Below are 20629 nucleotides of genomic sequence, written 5' to 3'. Positions count from 1 at the left end.
AAAAATACACATAAAAAAAACATCAACAACAAATACTTAAGTGATTAAGTTTGTCGCTGATGTTTAGTATGTAATTGATTAATAGCATTATAAATATAACACATATTAGCTATCATCAACTAATTTTTCGACCAAAAGAGAATTAAAAAGACTACATGTAAATAGTTAACACGTTTGTAACTAAAAACTTACAAAACTATACTCCCTTTGTATTTCCTTCATCTTCGTTTGCAGTTTAGCAACAAATTGAAGGTGTGCTTCTGCATTTGGATTAAACGGTTTGTGCATCAATCCTTTCTGAATGATCTCTATATCCTGCATTGTTTTGCTTGCTTCGGAAGAAATCCAGACTTGTTGGAACTTATTCCAAATATACTGTATCGCTGTTTTATTTGGATGCAACATGTCTTCTTTGTAAAAACGATAATCCCGAAGTTCGTCTAGCATAATTTCGAAAGACGGAAAGTAACTTAGACCTCTCGACTGCGTTTGAAGCGACAATAGCTCATGAATAGCTGTTATTAAATGCGCCTTACTTTGTGTGTTTTCTACAAAACCATCTTTTATATGTCTTACCGGAGAAACCGTAAAAATAACGGAAGCACTAGTATTTACTTCTTTAAGGCTTGTCACTATATTTTCTAGAGATGCCACAATTTCTGGTACCGCAAGTAATTCTTTTGTAAACGCTTTTTGAGGCACTTTATGGCAATTGGCAACAGCAGCTTTAGTTTCTATATGTTTATATACCCACGCAGTTCCTAAAGTAATGATAACGTGTGAAGCTTCGCTTATTTGTTTGTTAGTGGATGTAATAGCAGTATTTAAATCTTCTAGTAAATTTTCTTTGGAAGCATCACTTAATTTAGAATGCGCATCGAAGCAATGCCATTGCTCGTTATGAAAAAAAATATCCTTTTCGGAATACTCTTTTTTGACCACAGCATTACAAACGAAAGTTTCAATAGCCTTTGGATGGAATAAAATTCCGAAAGGATTTATGGTGTTTTGAAACTTAAAATAGCCAAATTTATCTCCTATATTTTCTGAAAAACACGAACCTAACAACAAGAGTTTAGCATCATAATTAATTTGATTATGCTCTTGTTGTTTTACTGGTATTTGTGTTTGTAGTTTCAATTAAGATTTGTTTTTGTCTGACTTTCTTTTTTCTTTAAATCTTTTTTTTAATAATGTTTCTGTTGCTGCCAATAACAAAGCGTAGTCTCCTAAATTATTTTCTATATTAAATTTCTTTAATTGGTTTTTAGTTTGAAAATCAAAAACACCAGTTTCCACAACAACATAACCCAAATAATTTAATTGTGATTGAATTTTTTCTGTTGTTTTCTTAGAAGGATTACTCAAAACCTTAACCCATTTCTCATTAGAATCTGCAGAATAACAATACATATATTTCTCGCCTTGCTTTGGGTTTTTAGGTAAGTTTATTTCTTGTGCATTACTACAAAATGAGACAAGAAAAACAAATAGCAACAAATAATACTTCATTTTTATATTAAATAATTTTTACTCTCCGCAAGCGCAGCTTCAATTCCGTCTGGATTTTTCCCTCCTGCAGTTGCAAAGAAAGGTTGTCCGCCACCACCTCCTTGAATATACTTACCAAGTTCTCTAACTACCGTTCCAGCATTCAAGCCTTTTTCGGCAACTAATTCCTTAGAAATATAACAAGAAAGTAATGCTTTTCCGTTTTGTTCGGTTGCGAATAAAAGGAATAAGTTGGTTTGATTTTCGCCTAACTTAAAGCAAACATCTTTAATTCCTCCAGCATCTAAATCTAATTTTTTAGATAAAAACTGGATACCATTTATTTCGGTTAATTCATTTTTTAAATCGCCTATAATATTTTTAGCTTTATCTTTTAGCAAGCCTTCAATTTGCTTTTTTAAATCGGTATTCTCGCTTTGCAGATTCTGTAATGCTTTTACTGGTTCTTTAGCATTATTCAATAAATCTTTCATTTCGAAATAAGATCTATTATTTTCAAAATAGAAATCTTTTACCGCATCATTGGTAATGGCTTCAATTCTACGAATTCCGGAAGCAACTGCTCCTTCTGAAGTAATCTTAAAATGCCAAATATCTGCTGTATTTTTCACGTGTGTTCCACCGCAAAGCTCCATGGATTGTCCAAAACGAATGGTACGTACAGTATCTCCGTATTTTTCACCAAAGAGCGCCATTGCTCCTTCTTCTAGTGCTTTTTCCATTGGCACGTTTCTATTTTCCTGCAAAGCTAATTTGCCATCAATTCTAGCATTGACAAAGTTTTCTACATCTCGAAGTTGCTCCACAGTAACTTTAGAGAAATGGGAGAAATCGAAACGTAAATATTTAGAGTGTACTGCAGAACCTTTTTGTTCTACATGATCTCCTAAAACCTCACGTAATGCTTGGTGTAATAAATGTGTTGCTGTGTGATTACATTCTGTTCTATTACGTTGTTTGGCATCTACAGCAGCTTTAAAACTCTCGTTTAAATGCTTTGGCAAGTTTTTAGTAAGATGAATGATTACGTTATTTTCTCTCTTGGTATCCACAATGTAAGACACATCTCCATTGATATCTTCTAGATATCCTTTATCACCTACTTGTCCGCCACCTTCAGCATAGAATGGTGTTAAATTAAATACCAACTGATACATTTCGCCATCCTTTTTAGAAGTAACTTTTCGGTATCTAGTAATTTTAACTTTGGTTTCTAAAGTATCATACCCTACAAATTCTTGTTCGGCATCTTCTAATAAAACGGTCCAATCTTCAGATGTTAATGCAGAAGATTCTCTACCTCTTTCTTTTTGTTTTTTTAATTCTGCTTTAAATTCGACTACATTATAGGTATAGCCTTTTTCACGTAAAATTAAATCGGTTAAATCTTCAGGAAAACCGTAGGTATCTTTTAATTCGAAAACTTTAGATCCTAAAATTTCTTTACCGTTGGTGGTTTCAATAATTCTATCTAGCAACAACAATCCTTGATCTAGTGTTCTTAAAAAGGAAGCTTCCTCCTCTTTAATTACATTTTCAATTAATTGTTTTTGTGCTTTTAATTCTGGAAAAGCAGTTCCCATTTTTTTAGACAGAACATCTACCAATCTATAAATAAATGGTTCTTTTTTATCTAAAAAGGTAAAAGCATAACGAATAGCACGACGTAGAATTCTACGAATTACGTAACCTGCACCTGTATTACTTGGCAATTGTCCGTCTGCAATAGAAAATGCAACTGCACGCACGTGATCGGATATGACACGAATAGCAACATCTACTTTTTCGTCTTTGCCATACTCTTTATTTGTAGTCGCTTCTATTTCGCGAATAATAGGTGTAAAAACATCAGTATCGTAATTAGATTGTACGTTTTGTAATACCATACAAAGACGTTCAAATCCCATTCCGGTATCAATATGTTTGTTTGGTAATGGTTCTAAAGATCCGTTTGCTTTACGATTGTATTGCATGAATACCAAGTTCCAAATTTCCACTACTTGTGGATGGTCCATATTAACTAAAGACTTACCGTCTACTTTTGCTTTTTCTTCAGCAGAACGAATATCGACATGAATTTCACTACAAGGTCCGCAAGGTCCTTGTTCACCCATTTCCCAGAAATTATCTTTTTTGTTTCCTTTTAAGATGCGGTCTTCCGAGATAAATTGTTTCCAAATATCATAGGCTTCGGTATCCAATTCAAGGTTGTCATCATCGTCACTTCCTTCAAAAACGGTTACGTATAAAATATCTTTATCAATTCCGTAAACATCTACTAAAAGCTCCCAAGCCCAAGCAATTGCTTCCTTTTTAAAGTAATCACCAAAAGACCAGTTCCCTAACATTTCGAATAACGTATGGTGATAGGTATCATAACCAACCTCCTCTAAATCATTATGTTTACCAGAAACACGCAAGCATTTTTGGCTATCTGTAAGTCTCGTGTTTTTTGGTTCTGCGTTCCCTAAAAAGTATTCTTTAAAAGGTGCCATTCCAGAATTGACAAACATTAATGTTGGGTCATCCTTTAAAACCATTGGTGCAGATGGTACGATGCTATGCTTTTTTTCTTCAAAAAAACTTAAAAACTTTGAGCGAATATCTTGAGACTTCATGTACTTAAATTAATATCTTGTTTCTGTTAAATTGCTTTTAATGCGAAACAATTTCTATATTTACTCTCCAAAAATATTTAAAATTATGGAGATGGTTTACCTACAATAAAAAAAATCACATATTATTATAATAATAATTTTGTAGGTTTGTTCGTTTGCTAATACAATATAAAGAGAAATCCTCATTATATTTCATGCAAAAATAGTATAAATTATATAATGAGTAAGGTAAAATATTATTATGATTCTGAAACGCTTTCTTATAGAAAGATAGAGCGCAAAAAACGCAAGACTTTTAAATACATTCTTGGGTTTTTAAGTGCGGCTGCATTATTTGGTTTCTTTTTCCTTTTTATAGCTGGTCATTACTTTGAATCTCCTAAAGAAAAAGCATTAAATAGAGAACTTCAGAATTTAAAATTAAACTTTGAGTTACTAAATAAAAAGTTTGATGAGGCAGAAGCTGTTTTAGCAAACGTGGAAGATAGGGACAATAATATATACCGACTTTATTTTGAAGCAAATCCAATCCCAGAAGAACAACGCAAAGCTGGATTTGGAGGAGTTAATAGATATAAAAGTTTTGAAGGTTATGACAACTCTCGACTTATTATTGAAAGCAACAAGCGTATAGACAGACTACAAAAACGAATTGTTGTACAATCTAAATCTTTAGACGAAATAGCAATTCTTGCCACAGAAAAAGAAAAATTACTTGCGGCAATTCCTGCGATTCAACCTATAAGAAATGAAGATTTAACACGTATGGCTTCCGGTTATGGTGTACGAACAGACCCATTTACTAAAGCAAGAAAAATGCATTGGGGAATGGATTTTACATCCCCAAGAGGAACTCCAATATATGCTACAGGAGATGGCGTTGTAATACGTGCTGATGCTAATGCTACGGGTTACGGAAACCATATTAGAATAGATCATGGCTATGGCTATGTTTCTTTATATGCACACATGTACAAATATAATGTTAGAAAAAATCAAAAAGTAAAACGTGGTGATTTAATAGGTTTTGTAGGTAGTACAGGCCGAAGCGAAGCACCTCACTTACACTATGAAGTATTTAAAGACGAACAACGTATTAACCCAATAAACTTTTACTATGGTAGTTTAACTGCTGAAGAGTTTAATGAGTTATTAAAACATGCGTCATTAGAAAACCAATCCCTAGATTAGATGTTTATAGATTTACCAGAAAAACGATATTATGGTATTGGCGAAGTTGCCAAAGCGTTTGATGTAAACACATCACTTATTCGTTTTTGGGAAAAAGAATTTGATGCTTTAAAGCCTAAAAAAAACGCAAAAGGCAACCGAAAATTTACTCCAGAAGATATTAATAACCTCAAACTTATTTATCATTTAGTAAAAGAAAGAGGTTTTACTCTAGATGGAGCAAAAACACATTTAAAAGAAGAAAAACAAAAAACATTATCTAATTTCGATATTATTAGTAAATTAGAAGGAATTAGAAATCAATTAACTAAAATAAAAGAACAACTTTAAAAACTAACAATTATGAAAAAGGCACTTATTCCATTAATAGTACTAGGCTTAATTGCTTTTGCTATATTCTCTTGGGGAAAGAATTTTAATAATACTGCAGTCAACTTAAAAGAATCTGCAACAAAAACTTGGGGAAATGTGGAAAGTTCTTACCAAAGAAGAAATGATCTTATTGGTAATTTAATTAAAACCGTGCAAGGTGCAGCAGATTTTGAAAGAACAACATTAAGAGAAGTGATTGAAGCTCGTGCTAAAGCGACCTCTACTACTATTGATGCTAGTAATTTAACCGCAGATAATATGGCACAATTTCAACAAGCACAAAGCGGGTTGAGTGGTGCATTATCTAAATTATTAGTTTCCGTAGAGCGTTACCCAGAACTTAAAGCAAACCAAAACTTTTTAGAATTACAAAGTCAATTAGAAGGTACAGAAAACAGAATCAATGTTGCAAGAGACCGATTCAATGAATCTGTAGAGCCTTACAATAAGCATATAAAAACATTTCCAAATAATTTATTAGCTGGATTTTTAAATTTTGCTCCAATGGATTATTACAAAGCAGATGCAGGAAGTGAAAATGCACCTGATGTAGATTTTGATTTCAAATAAAAATCATGCCGGATAGAGTTGAAGCATTTTTAAGCACTATTGAAGAACAAGAAGTTGTTGAAGCTATTCGTTTAGCCGAAAAAAACACCTCTGGTGAAATCCGTGTACATATAGAAAACACTTTTAAAGACGATATAGAGAATCGTGCTTTAGAAGTGTTTTCTGTTTTAAAAATGCATAATACCAAACTACAAAATGGTGTTCTAATCTATATCGCTGTTCAAGATAGAGCCTTTGCTATTTATGGCGACAAAGGGATTCATGAAGTAGTTGCAACAAACTTTTGGAACGATACCAAAACAACCATTGCAAACCATTTTAAATCCGGACATTTTAAACAAGGTCTAGTGGATGGTATTTTACATGCTGGAGAACAATTAAAAAAACATTTTCCTATTAGTGATTCTGATCAAAACGAACTTGCTAACGAAATATCTAAAAGCTAATGCAGAAGCTAAAACACTTATTTCTAATCACCTGTTTTGCATTGCTTTCTTTCGGAAATGTCTCTGCACAATTTGATATTCCGGAAACACCAGAGTTTCAGACTAGTGTTTATGATTATATTAGTATGTTATCTGCTAATGAAAAAACCTCCTTAGAAAACAAACTTATTAAATATTCGGATACTACATCTACACAGATAGTAGTTGCAATTATTCCTAGTACAAAAGGAGAAAACATTATGTACTTGGCCACAGAATGGGCGCATAAATGGGGCGTTGGTGGTAGTAAAGAAAAAGATAATGGTGTTTTTATTCTACTTGCTAGAGATGATAGAAAAATAGCTATTGCCACTGGTTATGGCGTAGAACACTTACTTACAGACGCGATGTCTAGACGTATTATTGAGCGCGACATTATACCATACTTTAAACAAAACGATTACTACGGCGGCTTAAATAGAGGTGCAGACGCCATATTTGAAGTCCTAACTGGCGAGTATCAAGGTTCTCGTCAATCGAATAACTCTGGAGAGTTCCCAATAGGCTTTGTCTTTCTTCTATTTATTATATTTATTATCATCCTAATTTCTATTTCTAAAAACCGACGAGGTGGTGGAAATGGCACCGATAATTTTGGAGGAGGAAGCAATACCACACGAAGTATCTTAGAAGCAATCATATTAAGCAACTCTGGTCGTGGCGGCTACAGAAGTGGTTCTGGCGGCTTTGGCGGAGGTGGTTTTGGAGGCGGAAGCTCTGGTGGAGGTTTTGGTGGTGGCTTCGGTGGAGGTGGCTTTGGAGGCGGAGGCGCTTCTGGAGGTTGGTAGTCCTGCGCTAAAGCTTCAGACTATGTCTGTTCCGTGTTCCGTAAAAGCTAGTCGAAATAAAATCCATCATCATTTCCGGATTCTCCTTTTTTACCAAGGCTATTAAATTTCCAACTAAAACTTAACATAAAATATTGTTCTAAAACGGTACTCTGAGCATCTTGAATATAGTCTTCGGTTGCTGTTCGTCTTGCATTGGTATTTTGTCCCAATACATCATAGGCTTTTAATGTAACTACTCCTTGATCTTTTAAAACGGAGTATGCTAATGTAGAATTCCAGAACCAAGCGCTTTTTTGAAAACCTGCTGCTATATTTGGATTGTAATTGTATTTAATATTATTTCTCCATTCTAAATTTTTAGGCAAAAAAGTAGCCGTTTCAATATCTAACGAATGATACAAAAACTCTCTATCCTTAAAGGCTTCAATATCATATTTATTCTTGGTAAAAGAGACGCTATATCTAGGTCTAATTTCTAATATATCTTTTACCGTATAGGTTATTGTAATTCTTGGTGAAACAGAAGCTACATTACTTGCATATTGCACTTCGTTATTAAAATTAATATTTTTATTATAATTACCATAGGCACCAACACTGTACTTCAGGCTACGTAAACTATCAATTTTCTTTTTTTTGCTAAAACTAAAACCTCCTCTTAATCTTTTTCCTCCACTAACATTTGCATAGGTGGTTTCTCTTACATAATCTTCATTGATTGTGGATTTAGAAACAATTTGATTTTCATTAAAAACGGCACTGAAATTAAAATAAAATCCGGTTCCTTTTTGAAAATCGAAAGCATTATAATTAGAATACAAACTATGTGTGGTAGTTGGATCTAAATTAGGATTACCAGTAATAGTATTTAAAGGATTAGAAACATTTTGAAAGGGCTGTAATTGCTGAATTCGCGGTGAACTATTACGCATTCTATAATTCATATAAAAGGTCGCCTTCGGACTAAATCTATACCGCATATAAGAACTTAATTCTACTGCTTGAAACTTTCGTTTTAGACTTAAACTAGGTCTTAAAAAGTCGGAATTTCTTAAAGATCTAAAAACGTAATTAGAATTTATTCTTGCCGATAATTTTTCTTTTTTAAGGTTTAACGAAATTCCAGGACTGCTTTCTTGATCTACATACTCAAAATCGGTACTTAGTTCGGTATTAAACGAAGTAAAATTATCGCTAATAAGATCTCTATCAAAAGTACTTTTTATGTCATTTCGTTTGTCTCTTTTAAAGTCATATTCAAAATTAATAAAGAGTTCCTTTGGGATAATTGGTAATCTATATGCAATTTCTGCAGCAAAACTATTTAGTTTATTTTCTCCTTCTGTGAATTGATCTCTTGTTATTTCTTCTGGATTTTCACCATAAATATTGGTTTCTGAAGTTAAAAAATCGTCCGTTTTATTGACATTAAATTTGTTGATGATTTCAAATTTAAGATAAGAACCATTACTTCCTATTTTTTTTGTTACATCTATTTTATTACTAAAATTATTCCCATAAGATGACACAAAAGATGCAGCATTAGATTGATTGGTTAATGTGTTATCGGCATCTAAAGACGCTTCCGATCTATTATAACGTGTTTCACTTTTAGAGTACCTAAAAGAAGGCTTTATATTAACAAGTAAAGTAGAATCTAGCTCGATATCAAAATCTATATTAGCGCTATGGTTATAGTTATCATTTTGTGAATTAGAGATAGCATTAGTAAAATAACTACCATCTGGCAAAAAGTTTTCACGCTCTGTAGTTGTTTTATCGTCAGAGTTACTAGCAGAATAAAAGTAATCGGAAGAAATATCTACTTTATCACTTAACTCATCTGCATAATTTACACCTATATTTTTGGAAGTAGTAATTCCTTTTCCGCCGCCAAAACTTCTACCACCTATAGCAAAAGATCCATTACTATTAAAAGACATGCTATTTCCGCCTCCAAACATTTTACGTATTTCACCAAAACTAAATCCTGGGGAGTTGGTATTGTTTCCTCCTACTAAAACACTTACCCGTTGGTCATTATTAAAACGATTGAGCATTCCCGCAAACTCGTAAGTTTTTTGGGTTCCTGCTCCTGCCGAAACTCTACCAAAAACACCTTTATTGTTTTCCTCTTTTATAGTAAGATTGATGGTCTTATTTTCATCATCTCCATCTTCACCAGCATAGGCTTGTGCTTTGGTTTTAGTATCTACAATTTGTATTTTTTCAATAAGATCTTTAGTCAGATTTTTTGTGGTAATTGTAGGGTCATCCCCAAAGAAAGGCTTACCGTTTACCAGAATTTTATTGACAGGCTTACCATTTACTTTTATACTACCATCTTCTTCTACCTCAACTCCTGGTAGCTGTTTTAGTAAATCTTCAACCGTTGCGTCTTTCTTCGTTTTAAATGAGTTTACATGAAACTCTAAAGTGTCTTTTTTAATAGTAATTGGCGCCGTAGATTTTATGACTACCTCATCTAAACTATTACTTGTTAATAGATTTAATTTGCCTAAATTTATTCTGGAAGTATTTAAATCTACTTGTTTATAATAGGTCTGATAGCCAACATACGAAACATATAAATTGGCCTTTTTATCTGCTGATTTTTCTTGAAGGGTAAAGTTTCCTTTTTTATCTGAAATAGTATAGGTTATTAAAGAGCTGTCTTTTACACGTTCTAAATAAACGGTTGCAGACTCTAAGGGCATGTTATCTATTTCTGAAATAATAGTACCCGAAACTTTAAAATCTTTGGTTTGTGAAAATGAAAAAGTGGCGCATAGAAATATTATACAGGAAAATATTTTCTTCATGATTGGTTTGATTGATGAATAGCAGTATGGTTACCTATAACGAATATAGGCAGACTTTAGTGCTAATTATCTTAAAAAAACGATAAAATAATGTAAGATTCAGATTACTTCTTACGCATATACACACTTATTGGAACACCATGAAAATCGAATTTCTCACGTAATTTATTTTCCAAAAATCGTTTATACGGATCTTTTACATATTGTGGTAAGTTACAGAAAAATGCAAATTGCGGTTGCGGAGTTGGCAATTGCATGATGTACTTAATTTTTACAAATTTCGCTTTAAGTGCTGGTGGCGGACGGTTTTCTATGATAGGTAACATCACCTCATTAAGCACACTTGTTTTAATACGTTTGCTTCTGTTTTTGTAAACCTCTACAGCAGTTTCAATTGCTTTATAAATACGTTGTTTATTTAACACAGAAATAAATACAACAGGTACATCTGTAAAAGGCTCCATTTGTTGTTTAATTGCGCGTTCAAATTCTTTCATGGTTCTGTTGTCCTTATCCTCAACTAAATCCCATTTATTCACTAAAACAACAATACCTTTTCTGTTACGTTGTGCTAACCAAAAAATATTTTGTACTTGACCATCAAATCCACGAGTGGCATCTAAAACGACAAGACAAACATCACAATGTTCTATTGCTCTAACGCTTCGCATTACAGAATAAAATTCTAAATCTTCTTTTACTTTCGATTTTTTTCTAATTCCTGCAGTATCTACAAGGTTAAATTCAAAACCAAAACGATTGTATTTCGTATCTATAGAATCTCTAGTTGTTCCAGCTACATCGGTAACAATGTATCTATCTTCTCCTATTAAAGCATTAATAAATGAAGATTTCCCTGCATTAGGACGACCAACTACAGCAAAACGAGGAAGCGCTTCGGCCTCTTCTTCTACTTCTTCCACTTCTGGTAAAGCTTTTACAAGATCATCTAATAGATCTCCTGTACCACTACCATTTATACTTGCAACGGTATAATACTCACCAAGACCTAAAGAATAAAATTCTACAGCATCTTCGGCACGTTTACCATTATCTACTTTATTTACTACTAAAAATACGGGTTTTGTTACTTTACGAAGTAATTTAGCAACATCTTCATCCATTCCTGTAACACCAGATTCTACATCTACCATAAAGATAATGGCATCTGCTTCTTCTATAGCTAAAACTACTTGCTTATCGATTTCTGCTTCAAAAACATCATCGCTTCCTTTTACATATCCTCCTGTGTCAATTAACGAAAATTCTTTTCCGTTCCAATCACTTTTACCGTAATGTCTGTCTCTAGTTACACCACTTACTGCATCGACAATGGCTTCTCTACGTTGAATTAAACGGTTAAAAAATGTTGATTTTCCAACATTTGGTCTTCCTACAATAGCTACTATATTACTCATAATTTCATGTTTTATCTGCATTACATATCCTGTAAGCGAGTGCAAATGTAGTGTTTAGTTATTGATTTTATCTCTTTTTTTTTCAATTCGCTGAAAAATCATTTTTATGAATCTCTTTTACCTTCTTTATCCCTTTATCTACTCATGTTATGCAAGTTATAAAAGAAAACTAAAAGGGGCATTACAGCTTCGTTTTCGCTTCCCTAAAAAAAATCTAAACAAATTTGTAGAAAAAAGGGTACATTGAAACATTAAAAACCTGCAAAATGTCCTTAACCAATGAAATAGTATTAAGACCTCGTTTTAAATTTGATGTAAATGTGGATAATGAAACACTTTTAAAACTATTTGAAGACACTAAAAACGCACAAACCGATTTTATTGTATCTCGAGTAGATGATCATGTTTTTATTAAAATCCCTAGAGCAAAGCAACACTTTTGGTCGCCACAATTGCATTTAGAAATTAATAAAAACGAAACCAATACCAACAGTACTATCTATGGTTTATTTGGTCCGAACCCAACCGTATGGACGATGTTTATGTTTTTCCATTTTATAGTTATCGGACTATTTTTCGGTTTTGGTGTTTGGGCATATACCAATTGGTCTTTAGACAATAATTACTCCTTACAACTAGCAACAACCCTATTTATGGTAATCATTTGGGTTGCGCTTTATTTTGGTGGAAGCATTGGAAAAAAAACAGGAACAGACCAGATGCACGAACTGCATACTTTCATGCGAGATACTTTAAGAAATGAAGGTATTCACGCCATGCATACCTAGTTCTAATTTTAAAATAACACATAAAAAAAGCCTTAGTAAAAACTAAGGTTTTTTTTATGTGAGATATTTTTACTGTTCGTTTTCATAAAAACTAACGGTACCACTATCTTCATTAGAAACTACTAACAAATCGTTTCCTGTTGGACTAGTTATCGCCGGAATAATTAAAACGCCTTCTGGAGCTTCATCTCCTGCATGAGATAAAACAGATAAAAATGTTGGTGCAGTTGGATTAGTAATATCATAAACCATCACTTGATCTGTACGCTCTAAACCTACAAAAAGAATATAACGTTCATTGCCAATATTTAAAACCTCTACAGCTTCTGGTTCTGCACCTTTATCATCACTTCTTTTATCTTCATCATTAAACCTATTAGGTGTTAATGCTAATGTTTCTGTAGCGATACTGTTTCCACTATCATACACTAAGTTTCCGTTTGCAGACCATACACTAAAAGATCTTGCACCATACGAATAGATAACATCATTATCGCCATCATTATCTATATCTCCCAAAGTATTTGTTGTTTTTAAACGCCCTAGGTTTATTTCGTTTTGATAATCTTCAGTTAGCGGAAAAACAGTTTCGTCTAAAGTTAAATCGTCTACTCTATCTTCTTCCGAAAAACCATCATAATCTCTAGAATCTCCTTCATTAGCTGAAATAATATAATCTGTACCATTAATATTTACATTCACAATAGCGTCTGGTTGATACATGCCAAAAACAGGCCAATTTTTTAATGTGGTAAGACCATCTTTATCACTAACATCAAGTTCATTACCTGCAATGCTATGATCTTTAAATCCGAAAGGATAAATAGCTTCAATAGTTTTAGATATTAAATTTACTTTAGCCATTCCGTTATTTTCTTGTAGGGAAACCCAAGCGGTTTGTGAATCTTCAGAAACGGCAACATATTCCGGCTCTACATCTTGTGCTAAAGTTGCTCCAGGACCAAAAACTCGAAAACCTTGCGCTTCAAGCGCTGCTTGTTGTGTATTAAAACTTGTAAAATCTAAAGTGGTGGTTGTACTATCGGCTAAATCTATAATGCTAATAGTTCCCATAGGATCTACCGTATAGTCATCATTTGGTTCTCCTTCATTAGCCGAAATAATTAAATTTCCGTCTTTGGAAAAAGTTACCATATCTGGTAATGCCCCTACATTATACTGATTTAATAAAGAGTCATCCGCGGTATTATACACTAAGATTTTTCCTGGATCTTGCTTCACGGCAGCCTCTACAGCTATTGCTAATTTTCCATCTTTAACAGCAACACTATTTGGTGCTCCGTAAATACTTAGATCTATTGGAGCCTCTTGTAAAGGTGCGTTTATATCTGAAATATCAAAAACAGATATCTGATTGGATGCTACATTAACAACATATAACTTATTTGTGACTGCATCAAAAGCGGAGATTTCTGACGCTCCTTCTCCTCCAACATTAATGGTAGATTTGTATTGAAAATTTACCGTAGTGTTTAATGGCGTGTCTTGCGAATTACTGTTGTCATCGTTATCACAACTAGAAAATATTGCAATACATAATACTAATAAAAGTGTGTTTATTTTTTTCATATTTGGTGGATTTATTTATCCTCCAAATATGCTGCATCCATTTTAAGTTAATGTTAGCTTAATAAAAAGAAACTATTAGCAATCGTTAGTTATTGTAACCAAAACGTTTCAGCTGTCTTTGATTACTTCTCCAGTTTTTATTCACTTTCACATAAAGTTCTAAATGAATTTGTTTACCAAAGAATTTTTCCAAATCTTTTCTAGCTTCTACTCCTACTCTTTTTAAAGCAGCTCCTTTATGGCCAATAATAATTCCTTTTTGTGTTTCTCTTTCCACCATAATTACAGAACGAATACGAATGATTTTTTCTTCTTCAAAAAATTCTTCGGTATCTACCTCCACTGCATAAGGAATTTCCTTTTTGTAATGTATTAAGATTTTCTCTCTAATATTTTCGTTTATAAAAAAACGTTCTGGTTTATCTGTAAGTTGATCTTTTGGATAAAAGGCTGGTGATTCTGGGATTAAATCTAGAATACGATTAAACACTTCTTTTACATTAAAACCTTCTAAAGCGGAAATAGGAAAAATTTCTGCATTAGGCACTTTTTCTTGCCAAGTTTGTACTTGTTCTTCTAATTGTGCTTGATCGGATTTATCAATTTTATTAAGAAGTAATAAAACTGGAATTTTTGAATTGGTAATTTTTTTAAAAAAGGCTTCGTCTTTTAATTCTTTTTCTCCAATTTCTACCATGTAGATCAGTACATCTGCATCTTCAAATGCTGACTTTACAAAATCCATCATAGATGCTTGTAACTCATAAGCTGGCTTGATAATACCAGGAGTATCTGAAAGAACTACTTGAAAATCTTCACCATTTACAATACCTAAAATTCTATGACGCGTAGTTTGCGCTTTAGAGGTAATGATAGATAGTTTTTCGCCTACAAAGGCATTCATTAGTGTAGATTTACCAACGTTTGGGTTTCCAATTATATTTACAAAACCTGCTTTATGTTTCATTTTATTTCCTTTTAATAGATTGCAAAGTTACGACCTTGGTTTGTTTATACCTCTATCATACATAACAATACTTCCTGCAACGGATACATTTAGGCTTAATTGCGATTTAAATTTAATCAAAAAATGACTTTTTTCTATGGCTTGTTTCGATAACCCATGATCTTCTGCGCCTAATAAATACACACAACGTCTAGGATGATGAAAGGTTTCTAAAGGCACAGCTGTTGGGGCTAACTCTACACCAACTAATCTTGCTCCTTTTGGGATATTGTTATAAAAATCTTCGAAAGTATCATAATGAAAATATGGCATTGCCTTTACCGCATTGTGTGTATCGCAAGCTTGTTTGGCATATCTATTTCCTATTGTAAAAATATAACTCGCTCCTAAATTTTGAGCAGTTCGCCATAGTACGCCTAAGTTTTCGGGGGTTTTTCCGTTTTGAATTCCGATGCCGAAATATTCATTTTCAAAATTATCTACCATTTTACAAAAGTAAAATTTTATGGATAAATTAGAAAATTAACCTTTTATAATTTCTGTTAAACGAGAGGCATTATTTGCTAATTCTTCTTTGGTACTTGTATAGCCAAGATTGAATATAGCATCCATACTTTTCATATTAAAAGTACCAAAACTTATTAATTCCTCTGGTGATATCACCAAATTACAATCTGAAAATTTTGCAATAGAATGCGATTCAGCCATAATTTTATATGCTCTTTCTAATACAGAATAAGAGTGTTTTAAGCTTTTTACTTTAATTGGTTTTAAAGGATTTACATACACACCAAAAATAGATGGACATATCCCTTTTAAAGGTTCTGTAGGAAAATTATTGAGTACACCTCCATCTATATAATGGGATTTATCAATAGTAACAGGAGTAAAAACACCTGGAAAAGAAGCAGATGCTAATATTGGTTTTATTAATTCGCCAGCGCTAAAAATCTTCAATTTCCCGGTTTCTATATTGGTAGCCGCAACAAAAAGTCTTTTCTGCAAACTATTAAAATCATCTATTGGAAAAAAGCTTTTAAATTCATCGGCAAGCTTTTCGGTATCTATAAAACCAGGTTTTTTAAAGGTAAATTTACTCGTTTTAAAAATGGGTACTGTTTTAAAAAAATGAAGCATTTCTTCCCAACCTAAACCTGCAGCATATAAAGAACCAACTATTGCTCCAGCACTTGTACCAGAGATATGCGTAGGATATATTCCTGCTTCTTCTAATGCTTTTATAGCTCCAATATGCGCTACTCCTCGAACTCCGCCACCGGATAAAACTAATCCTATATTCATTTTTCTGAGAATTTACACACTTATTAATAACTACATCTATTTGGCTATCATTTGAAAGCTAATTAATCCGCCATCAATTTCTGCTCTGATAAGCTTTCCTTTTTTATAGTAATAAATGTTTTCTTTTCCTTTAGCGTTTACCTTCTTATAGGTATGATTTCCTAAAGGAATAATGGTATTTATACTTCCATCTTCTTCCGAAAAACAAGAAACAACATCTTTTGGTTCCTCAAAATACATTAAAATAGTACTGTAATTAATGGTTTCATCATAAAACCTTGCTTTATCATCATTTTGTTTAATTAGATAATGATCTCCTTGCCATTCTGTGCTTGTTTCTGCATGTGGTTTATTATTTATTGTGATATAAACATCTGCCTTTTTTAAATTGTGATTATTAAAAACCACATTGTATTTATAATTTACAGAGAGATCTGTTATAAACCTAGTACTGATATTAGTAGCACTCTGATAATGAATTTTAGAATCTTTAAAGGTTTTGGACGCCTGAAGCTGCCCTACAATCTTTTCTTTTAAAACGATATCGAATTTTAAATGGGTATCGTTTGTATTTAAATTTAGATTATGAAAAGATAAAACATGGAATATGATCAAGTACCAAATCATGGAAAACAACTTTTAATATTGGATTACAAATTACCGAAATTAATTTATTAGAAAACTACTAATAACATATATTTACCATTAATTATCTCTTTTCACAAAACAAAAAAGCAGGATGTAAATTAGATTACAACCTGCTTTTAATACTACAATATTCTTCTTATAAAAAAATAAGGAATATTGTTTTAGTTTCCTTTATTATAGTCTTCTAAAAACTTAGCTAAACCACTATCTGTTAAAGGGTGTTTTAATAATCCTGTAATAGAAGATAAAGGCCCAGTCATTACATCTGCTCCTATTTTAGCACAGTTAATCACGTGCATCGTATTACGAATAGATGCTGCTAAGATTTGTGTTTGAAATCCGTAATTATCATAAATAATTCTAATTTCATCTACAAGGTTTAAACCATCAGTAGAGATATCATCTAATCTTCCTAAGAATGGAGAAACATAAGTTGCTCCAGCTTTAGCAGCTAATAATGCTTGTCCTGCTGAAAACACTAAAGTTACGTTGGTTTTTATTCCTTTATCTGAAAAATACTTACAAGCTTTTACACCATCTGCAATCATAGGAAGTTTTACAACAATCTGAGGATGCAATGCAGCTAAAGCTTCACCTTCTTTTACCATACCATCAAAATCTGTAGCAATAACTTCTGCCGAAACATCGCCTTCTACTACTTCACAAATCTTTTTGTAGTGGTTTAAAATATTTTCTGCTCCAGTAATTCCTTCCTTCGCCATTAAAGACGGATTGGTTGTTACCCCATCTAAAACACCTAAATCTTGTGCTTCTTTAATTTGGTCTAGGTTTGCAGTGTCTATAAAAAATTTCATATTTATTATGTTATACGGTTTGTAAATATTCTAATACTTGTTTGCTTACTTTTTCTCCAGTAAAGCCAAATTTCTCGTCTAATACTTTTGCTGGTGCAGAATAACCAAAGTGATCTAAACCAAAAACTTTACCAGAATCACCAACTAAACCTTCTAAGTTTACTGGTAAACCTGCTGTTAAACCAAATAATGGTTTGTCTTTAGGAATGACGCTATTTTGATATTCCTTAGATTGTAATCTAAAAACACCTTCTGAAATTACAGAAGCGATATTCACTTTTAAATTATTCTCTTTTTCTAATATTTCTGCTGCAGCAAATAATGTTGCAACTTCCGATCCGTTTGCAATTAAAACCACATCTGGATTTGCTACTTCTTTTACTAAGTAACCACCTTTTTCGGCAGCTAAAGCTTCGTTATATCTGGAATCTCCTTGAGGTTCGATATCTTTAATTCCTTGTCTAGATAAAATTAAACCAGTTGGTCTGCTTTTGTTTTCTAAAGCCATTTTCCAAGCCACGCTAGTTTCTGCAGAATCTGCAGGACGTAACGCTAAGAAACTAGGATCTCCACTATGGTTTTTTAATTTTTCTAATAAACGTATTTGCGCTTCTTGCTCAATTGGTTGGTGTGTTGGTCCATCTTCACCTACTCTAAATGCATCATGTGTCCAAACAAATTTCACACCTAATTCTTGAAGAGCAGTTAAACGAATTGCAGGTTTCATATAATCGGAAAACACAAAGAATGTTGCTACTACAGGAATAACTCCTCCGTGTAATGCTAATCCGTTTGCAATACAAGCCATGGTTAACTCGGCAACACCTGCTTGTAAGAAAGAACCTGAAAAGTCTCCTTTTTGAATAGCGTGTGTTTTCTTTAAGAAACCATCTGTTTTATCTGAATTGGATAAATCGGCAGAAGAAACAATCATGTTTTCTACATTCTCTGCTAAATACCCTAGCACTCCAGAGGAAGCAGCTCTTGTTGCCAATCCTGCTTTATGCTCGATAGTAGAAAAATCTAATTCTGGTAATTCCCCAGATAAGAAGAAGTCCAATTTAGTAGCTAATGCTTCGTTTGCATTTCTCCAAGTAGTAATTTCTGCTTTCTTTTCGGCCGCTTTTGCTGTTTTTTCAGCTACAATATTTTTATAAAATGCTTGCACATCTTCATAAATATCGAAAGGACTTTCTGGATTTGCTCCTAAGTTTAATAATGTTTTTTCGTAATCTGCTCCTGTATTACTAATTGGTTGTCCGTGAGATTCACAATGTCCTTCAAACTTACTTCCATCTTCAGTAACACAACCTTTACCCATTATTGTTTTACCAATAATTAAAGTCGGTTTTTCTGTTTCGTTATTCGCGTCTGTTAGCGCTTTTCTAATTTCGTCATGATTATGACCATCGATAGTTACTACTTTCCAACCCCAAGCTTCATACTTCATTGCGGTATCTTCCGAAGTTACCTCATCTGTAGAAGTCGATAATTGAATATCATTAGAATCGAAAAACATAATAAAGTTATTCAAACCTAAATGACCAGCAATTCTACCTGCTCCTTGCGAAATTTCTTCTTGAATTCCTCCATCCGAAATAAAACCATATATTTTATGATTCATCCAATCTCCAGAACGTGCTTGTAAATATTTGGCAGCAATTGCAGCTCCAACACCCATAGTATGTCCTTGACCTAAAGGTCCCGAAGTATTTTCAACACCTCTAGCAACATCTACTTCTGGATGACCAGGAGTTATAGATCCCCATTGTCTAAAGTTTGCTACATCGTCTTTTTTGTAATTTCCTAAAAGATAATATTGCGCATACATTAACGTAGATAAATGACCAGCATCCATAAAAAATCGATCTCTAAATGCCCATGTCATATCTGACGGATCGTAGTTAAAGAATTCGGAATACAGAATATGCATAAAATCTGCTCCACCCATTGGTCCGCCTGGATGTCCTGAGTTGGCTTTTTCTACCATGGCTACTGCCAAGGCTCTTATGTTATCTGCTGCTTGTTGGTCAATTTGCTTGTTCATTTTTTATATTTTGATACGTTTAATAAACTTTTTTATGTTGTAATTAACGATGCAAAGATGCTGATTATTTCATGAAATTAATAGTTAATCTGTTATAAATTATTAAGGTTATTACCATTTTATAAACAACTTCTATTCCTTCCAATAAAATAAAAACCAAAAGCAATGTTTTACGTTTTAAAATATTAAAAATGAAATCCTTGAGTTTATTCTCTATTTATTAAACGGATTTGTTTTTCATCTTTTAGAATTTCTTTAAAAATTTCAAACAGTTGCATTTTCAGATTTTTATAGTCTATAAAAAATTCGCTAATCACTTTAACAAGCTCTTTATGTTCTTTCTTATATCCTACTTCTTCCTTTGGCTGCTTTATATTATCTACTAAAACCTCTAAATCATTGATGTGCGTTTGAACAATATCTAAAAGATCATCGTTTCTTTTTTGTGATCGGTTTAAAACATCTACAATTTCTTTATTGTTTGCAAATTCATTTTTGTCTAGTAATTGCATTGTGTAGGTGGTTACTAAATCGTCAAAAAATAATTGTTCGTCTTTAATGAAGCTTAATTCGGAATACCATTTCTTGGATGCTTCGTGCATTTCTGTAGCATTCATTAGTTCTAAGTATTTCTCTTGTGTTTTTGTAGTTATCATAATGTGTTGTTATTAAAAGTTAAATAAATAGGTTTTA

The 20629-nt window shown here is 32.8% G+C and carries 19 protein-coding genes; 6 read left to right on the top strand and 13 right to left on the bottom strand.

Translation table 11 applies throughout. The features are described from left to right. Positions 1–180 precede the first annotated feature (180 nt). Genes AMD28_RS12780 through alaS form a run of 3 tightly spaced genes read right to left on the bottom strand, consistent with a single transcriptional unit; the run spans position 181 to position 4130 of the window. A complete protein-coding gene (locus AMD28_RS12780; RefSeq protein WP_055444532.1) occupies positions 181–1140 on the bottom strand; it encodes a GSCFA domain-containing protein in 960 nt (319 codons plus the stop codon). After that, positions 1141–1512: a peptidoglycan-binding domain-containing protein gene (locus AMD28_RS12775; RefSeq protein WP_055444531.1), complete on the bottom strand. Its 372-nt coding sequence runs from the start codon at positions 1510–1512 to the stop codon at positions 1141–1143. 2 nt (positions 1513–1514) lie between these two features. Continuing rightward, on the bottom strand, positions 1515–4130 hold the full coding sequence (gene alaS / locus AMD28_RS12770; protein WP_055444530.1) for an alanine--tRNA ligase: 2616 nt from the start codon (positions 4128–4130) through the stop codon (positions 1515–1517). Positions 4131–4349: 219 nt separating this feature from the next. Here alaS and AMD28_RS12765 point away from each other — a divergent pair, with 219 nt between their 5' ends. Genes AMD28_RS12765 through AMD28_RS12745 form a run of 5 tightly spaced genes read left to right on the top strand, consistent with a single transcriptional unit; the run spans position 4350 to position 7536 of the window. Continuing rightward, positions 4350–5321 (top strand): M23 family metallopeptidase, encoded by a 972-nt coding sequence (locus AMD28_RS12765; RefSeq protein ID WP_055444529.1) that lies wholly within the window; start codon positions 4350–4352, stop codon positions 5319–5321. Then, entirely contained in the window at positions 5322–5651 is a 330-nt protein-coding gene (locus tag AMD28_RS12760; protein WP_055444528.1) for a MerR family transcriptional regulator, read from the top strand. Between the two features lie 12 nt (positions 5652–5663). Further along, positions 5664–6263, top strand: a complete 600-nt coding sequence (locus AMD28_RS12755; protein ID WP_055444527.1) for a LemA family protein — start codon at positions 5664–5666, stop codon at positions 6261–6263. A 5-nt stretch (positions 6264–6268) separates the two neighbouring features. After that, positions 6269–6709: a TPM domain-containing protein gene (locus AMD28_RS12750; protein ID WP_055444526.1), complete on the top strand. Its 441-nt coding sequence runs from the start codon at positions 6269–6271 to the stop codon at positions 6707–6709. Beyond that, the gene (locus AMD28_RS12745) at positions 6709–7536 is read left to right on the top strand and encodes a TPM domain-containing protein (protein WP_055444525.1); all 828 of its coding nucleotides are present in this window, start codon (positions 6709–6711) and stop codon (positions 7534–7536) included. Before AMD28_RS12750 ends, AMD28_RS12745 begins: the two co-directional genes overlap by 1 nt. Before the next feature lie 47 nt (positions 7537–7583). Here the strand turns inward: AMD28_RS12745 and AMD28_RS12740 are convergent, their stop codons facing one another. Both AMD28_RS12740 and der read right to left on the bottom strand, forming a co-directional pair. Next, positions 7584–10361, bottom strand: coding sequence for an outer membrane beta-barrel protein (locus tag AMD28_RS12740; RefSeq protein ID WP_055444524.1), 2778 nt, complete (start codon positions 10359–10361; stop codon positions 7584–7586). Positions 10362–10465: 104 nt separating this feature from the next. Continuing rightward, positions 10466–11779 (bottom strand): ribosome biogenesis GTPase Der, encoded by a 1314-nt coding sequence (gene der, locus AMD28_RS12735; protein ID WP_055444602.1) that lies wholly within the window; start codon positions 11777–11779, stop codon positions 10466–10468. A 266-nt stretch (positions 11780–12045) separates the two neighbouring features. Here der and AMD28_RS12730 point away from each other — a divergent pair, with 266 nt between their 5' ends. Next, entirely contained in the window at positions 12046–12567 is a 522-nt protein-coding gene (locus AMD28_RS12730) for a hypothetical protein (RefSeq protein ID WP_055444523.1), read from the top strand. A gap of 69 nt (positions 12568–12636) precedes the next feature. On the opposite strand, the gene AMD28_RS12725 is transcribed toward AMD28_RS12730, so the two are convergent. The 8 genes from AMD28_RS12725 to AMD28_RS12690 all read right to left on the bottom strand — a co-directional run bounded on the left by AMD28_RS12725 (position 12637) and on the right by AMD28_RS12690 (position 20592). After that, positions 12637–14157 (bottom strand): choice-of-anchor I family protein, encoded by a 1521-nt coding sequence (locus tag AMD28_RS12725; protein ID WP_055444522.1) that lies wholly within the window; start codon positions 14155–14157, stop codon positions 12637–12639. A gap of 85 nt (positions 14158–14242) precedes the next feature. Beyond that, entirely contained in the window at positions 14243–15124 is an 882-nt protein-coding gene (era, locus tag AMD28_RS12720) for a GTPase Era (protein WP_055444521.1), read from the bottom strand. Between the two features lie 27 nt (positions 15125–15151). Then, positions 15152–15610, bottom strand: coding sequence for an RNA methyltransferase (locus tag AMD28_RS12715; RefSeq protein WP_055444520.1), 459 nt, complete (start codon positions 15608–15610; stop codon positions 15152–15154). 36 nt (positions 15611–15646) lie between these two features. Continuing rightward, entirely contained in the window at positions 15647–16426 is a 780-nt protein-coding gene (locus AMD28_RS12710; protein ID WP_055444519.1) for a patatin-like phospholipase family protein, read from the bottom strand. 36 nt (positions 16427–16462) lie between these two features. Further along, complete coding sequence (locus tag AMD28_RS12705; protein WP_055444518.1) at positions 16463–17053, bottom strand: DUF6134 family protein; 591 nt, start codon at positions 17051–17053, stop codon at positions 16463–16465. Positions 17054–17235: 182 nt separating this feature from the next. After that, positions 17236–17889 carry a fructose-6-phosphate aldolase gene (gene fsa / locus AMD28_RS12700; protein ID WP_055444517.1) on the bottom strand — a complete coding sequence of 218 codons (654 nt, stop codon included), beginning with the start codon at positions 17887–17889 and terminating at the stop codon, positions 17236–17238. 10 nt (positions 17890–17899) lie between these two features. Further along, complete coding sequence (locus tag AMD28_RS12695; protein ID WP_055444516.1) at positions 17900–19936, bottom strand: transketolase family protein; 2037 nt, start codon at positions 19934–19936, stop codon at positions 17900–17902. Positions 19937–20142: 206 nt separating this feature from the next. Beyond that, positions 20143–20592 carry a hypothetical protein gene (locus AMD28_RS12690; protein WP_055444515.1) on the bottom strand — a complete coding sequence of 150 codons (450 nt, stop codon included), beginning with the start codon at positions 20590–20592 and terminating at the stop codon, positions 20143–20145. Positions 20593–20629: the final 37 nt, after the last annotated feature.

The organism is Lacinutrix himadriensis (genome assembly GCF_001418105.1).
Lineage (GTDB): Bacteria > Bacteroidota > Bacteroidia > Flavobacteriales > Flavobacteriaceae > Oceanihabitans > Oceanihabitans himadriense.
The sequence above is the reverse complement of the archived record's forward strand: the minus strand, read 5'-3'. Positions and strand labels throughout refer to the sequence as shown.

What these genes read in the sequence shown, in the direction of transcription:
- AMD28_RS12775 (WP_055444531.1), bottom strand. Translation starts at nt 1,512, where the DNA reads ATGAAGTATTATTTGTTGCTATTTGTTTTTCTTGTCTCATTTTGTAGT.
- alaS (WP_055444530.1), bottom strand. Translation starts at nt 4,130, where the DNA reads ATGAAGTCTCAAGATATTCGCTCAAAGTTTTTAAGTTTTTTTGAAGAA.
- AMD28_RS12765 (WP_055444529.1), top strand. Translation starts at nt 4,350, where the DNA reads ATGAGTAAGGTAAAATATTATTATGATTCTGAAACGCTTTCTTATAGA.
- AMD28_RS12760 (WP_055444528.1), top strand. Translation starts at nt 5,322, where the DNA reads ATGTTTATAGATTTACCAGAAAAACGATATTATGGTATTGGCGAAGTT.
- AMD28_RS12755 (WP_055444527.1), top strand. Translation starts at nt 5,664, where the DNA reads ATGAAAAAGGCACTTATTCCATTAATAGTACTAGGCTTAATTGCTTTT.
- AMD28_RS12750 (WP_055444526.1), top strand. Translation starts at nt 6,269, where the DNA reads ATGCCGGATAGAGTTGAAGCATTTTTAAGCACTATTGAAGAACAAGAA.
- AMD28_RS12745 (WP_055444525.1), top strand. Translation starts at nt 6,709, where the DNA reads ATGCAGAAGCTAAAACACTTATTTCTAATCACCTGTTTTGCATTGCTT.
- AMD28_RS12740 (WP_055444524.1), bottom strand. Translation starts at nt 10,361, where the DNA reads ATGAAGAAAATATTTTCCTGTATAATATTTCTATGCGCCACTTTTTCA.
- der (WP_055444602.1), bottom strand. Translation starts at nt 11,779, where the DNA reads ATGAGTAATATAGTAGCTATTGTAGGAAGACCAAATGTTGGAAAATCA.
- AMD28_RS12730 (WP_055444523.1), top strand. Translation starts at nt 12,046, where the DNA reads ATGTCCTTAACCAATGAAATAGTATTAAGACCTCGTTTTAAATTTGAT.
- AMD28_RS12725 (WP_055444522.1), bottom strand. Translation starts at nt 14,157, where the DNA reads ATGAAAAAAATAAACACACTTTTATTAGTATTATGTATTGCAATATTT.
- era (WP_055444521.1), bottom strand. Translation starts at nt 15,124, where the DNA reads ATGAAACATAAAGCAGGTTTTGTAAATATAATTGGAAACCCAAACGTT.
- AMD28_RS12715 (WP_055444520.1), bottom strand. Translation starts at nt 15,610, where the DNA reads ATGGTAGATAATTTTGAAAATGAATATTTCGGCATCGGAATTCAAAAC.
- AMD28_RS12710 (WP_055444519.1), bottom strand. Translation starts at nt 16,426, where the DNA reads ATGAATATAGGATTAGTTTTATCCGGTGGCGGAGTTCGAGGAGTAGCG.
- AMD28_RS12705 (WP_055444518.1), bottom strand. Translation starts at nt 17,053, where the DNA reads ATGATTTGGTACTTGATCATATTCCATGTTTTATCTTTTCATAATCTA.
- fsa (WP_055444517.1), bottom strand. Translation starts at nt 17,889, where the DNA reads ATGAAATTTTTTATAGACACTGCAAACCTAGACCAAATTAAAGAAGCA.
- AMD28_RS12695 (WP_055444516.1), bottom strand. Translation starts at nt 19,936, where the DNA reads ATGAACAAGCAAATTGACCAACAAGCAGCAGATAACATAAGAGCCTTG.
- AMD28_RS12690 (WP_055444515.1), bottom strand. Translation starts at nt 20,592, where the DNA reads ATGATAACTACAAAAACACAAGAGAAATACTTAGAACTAATGAATGCT.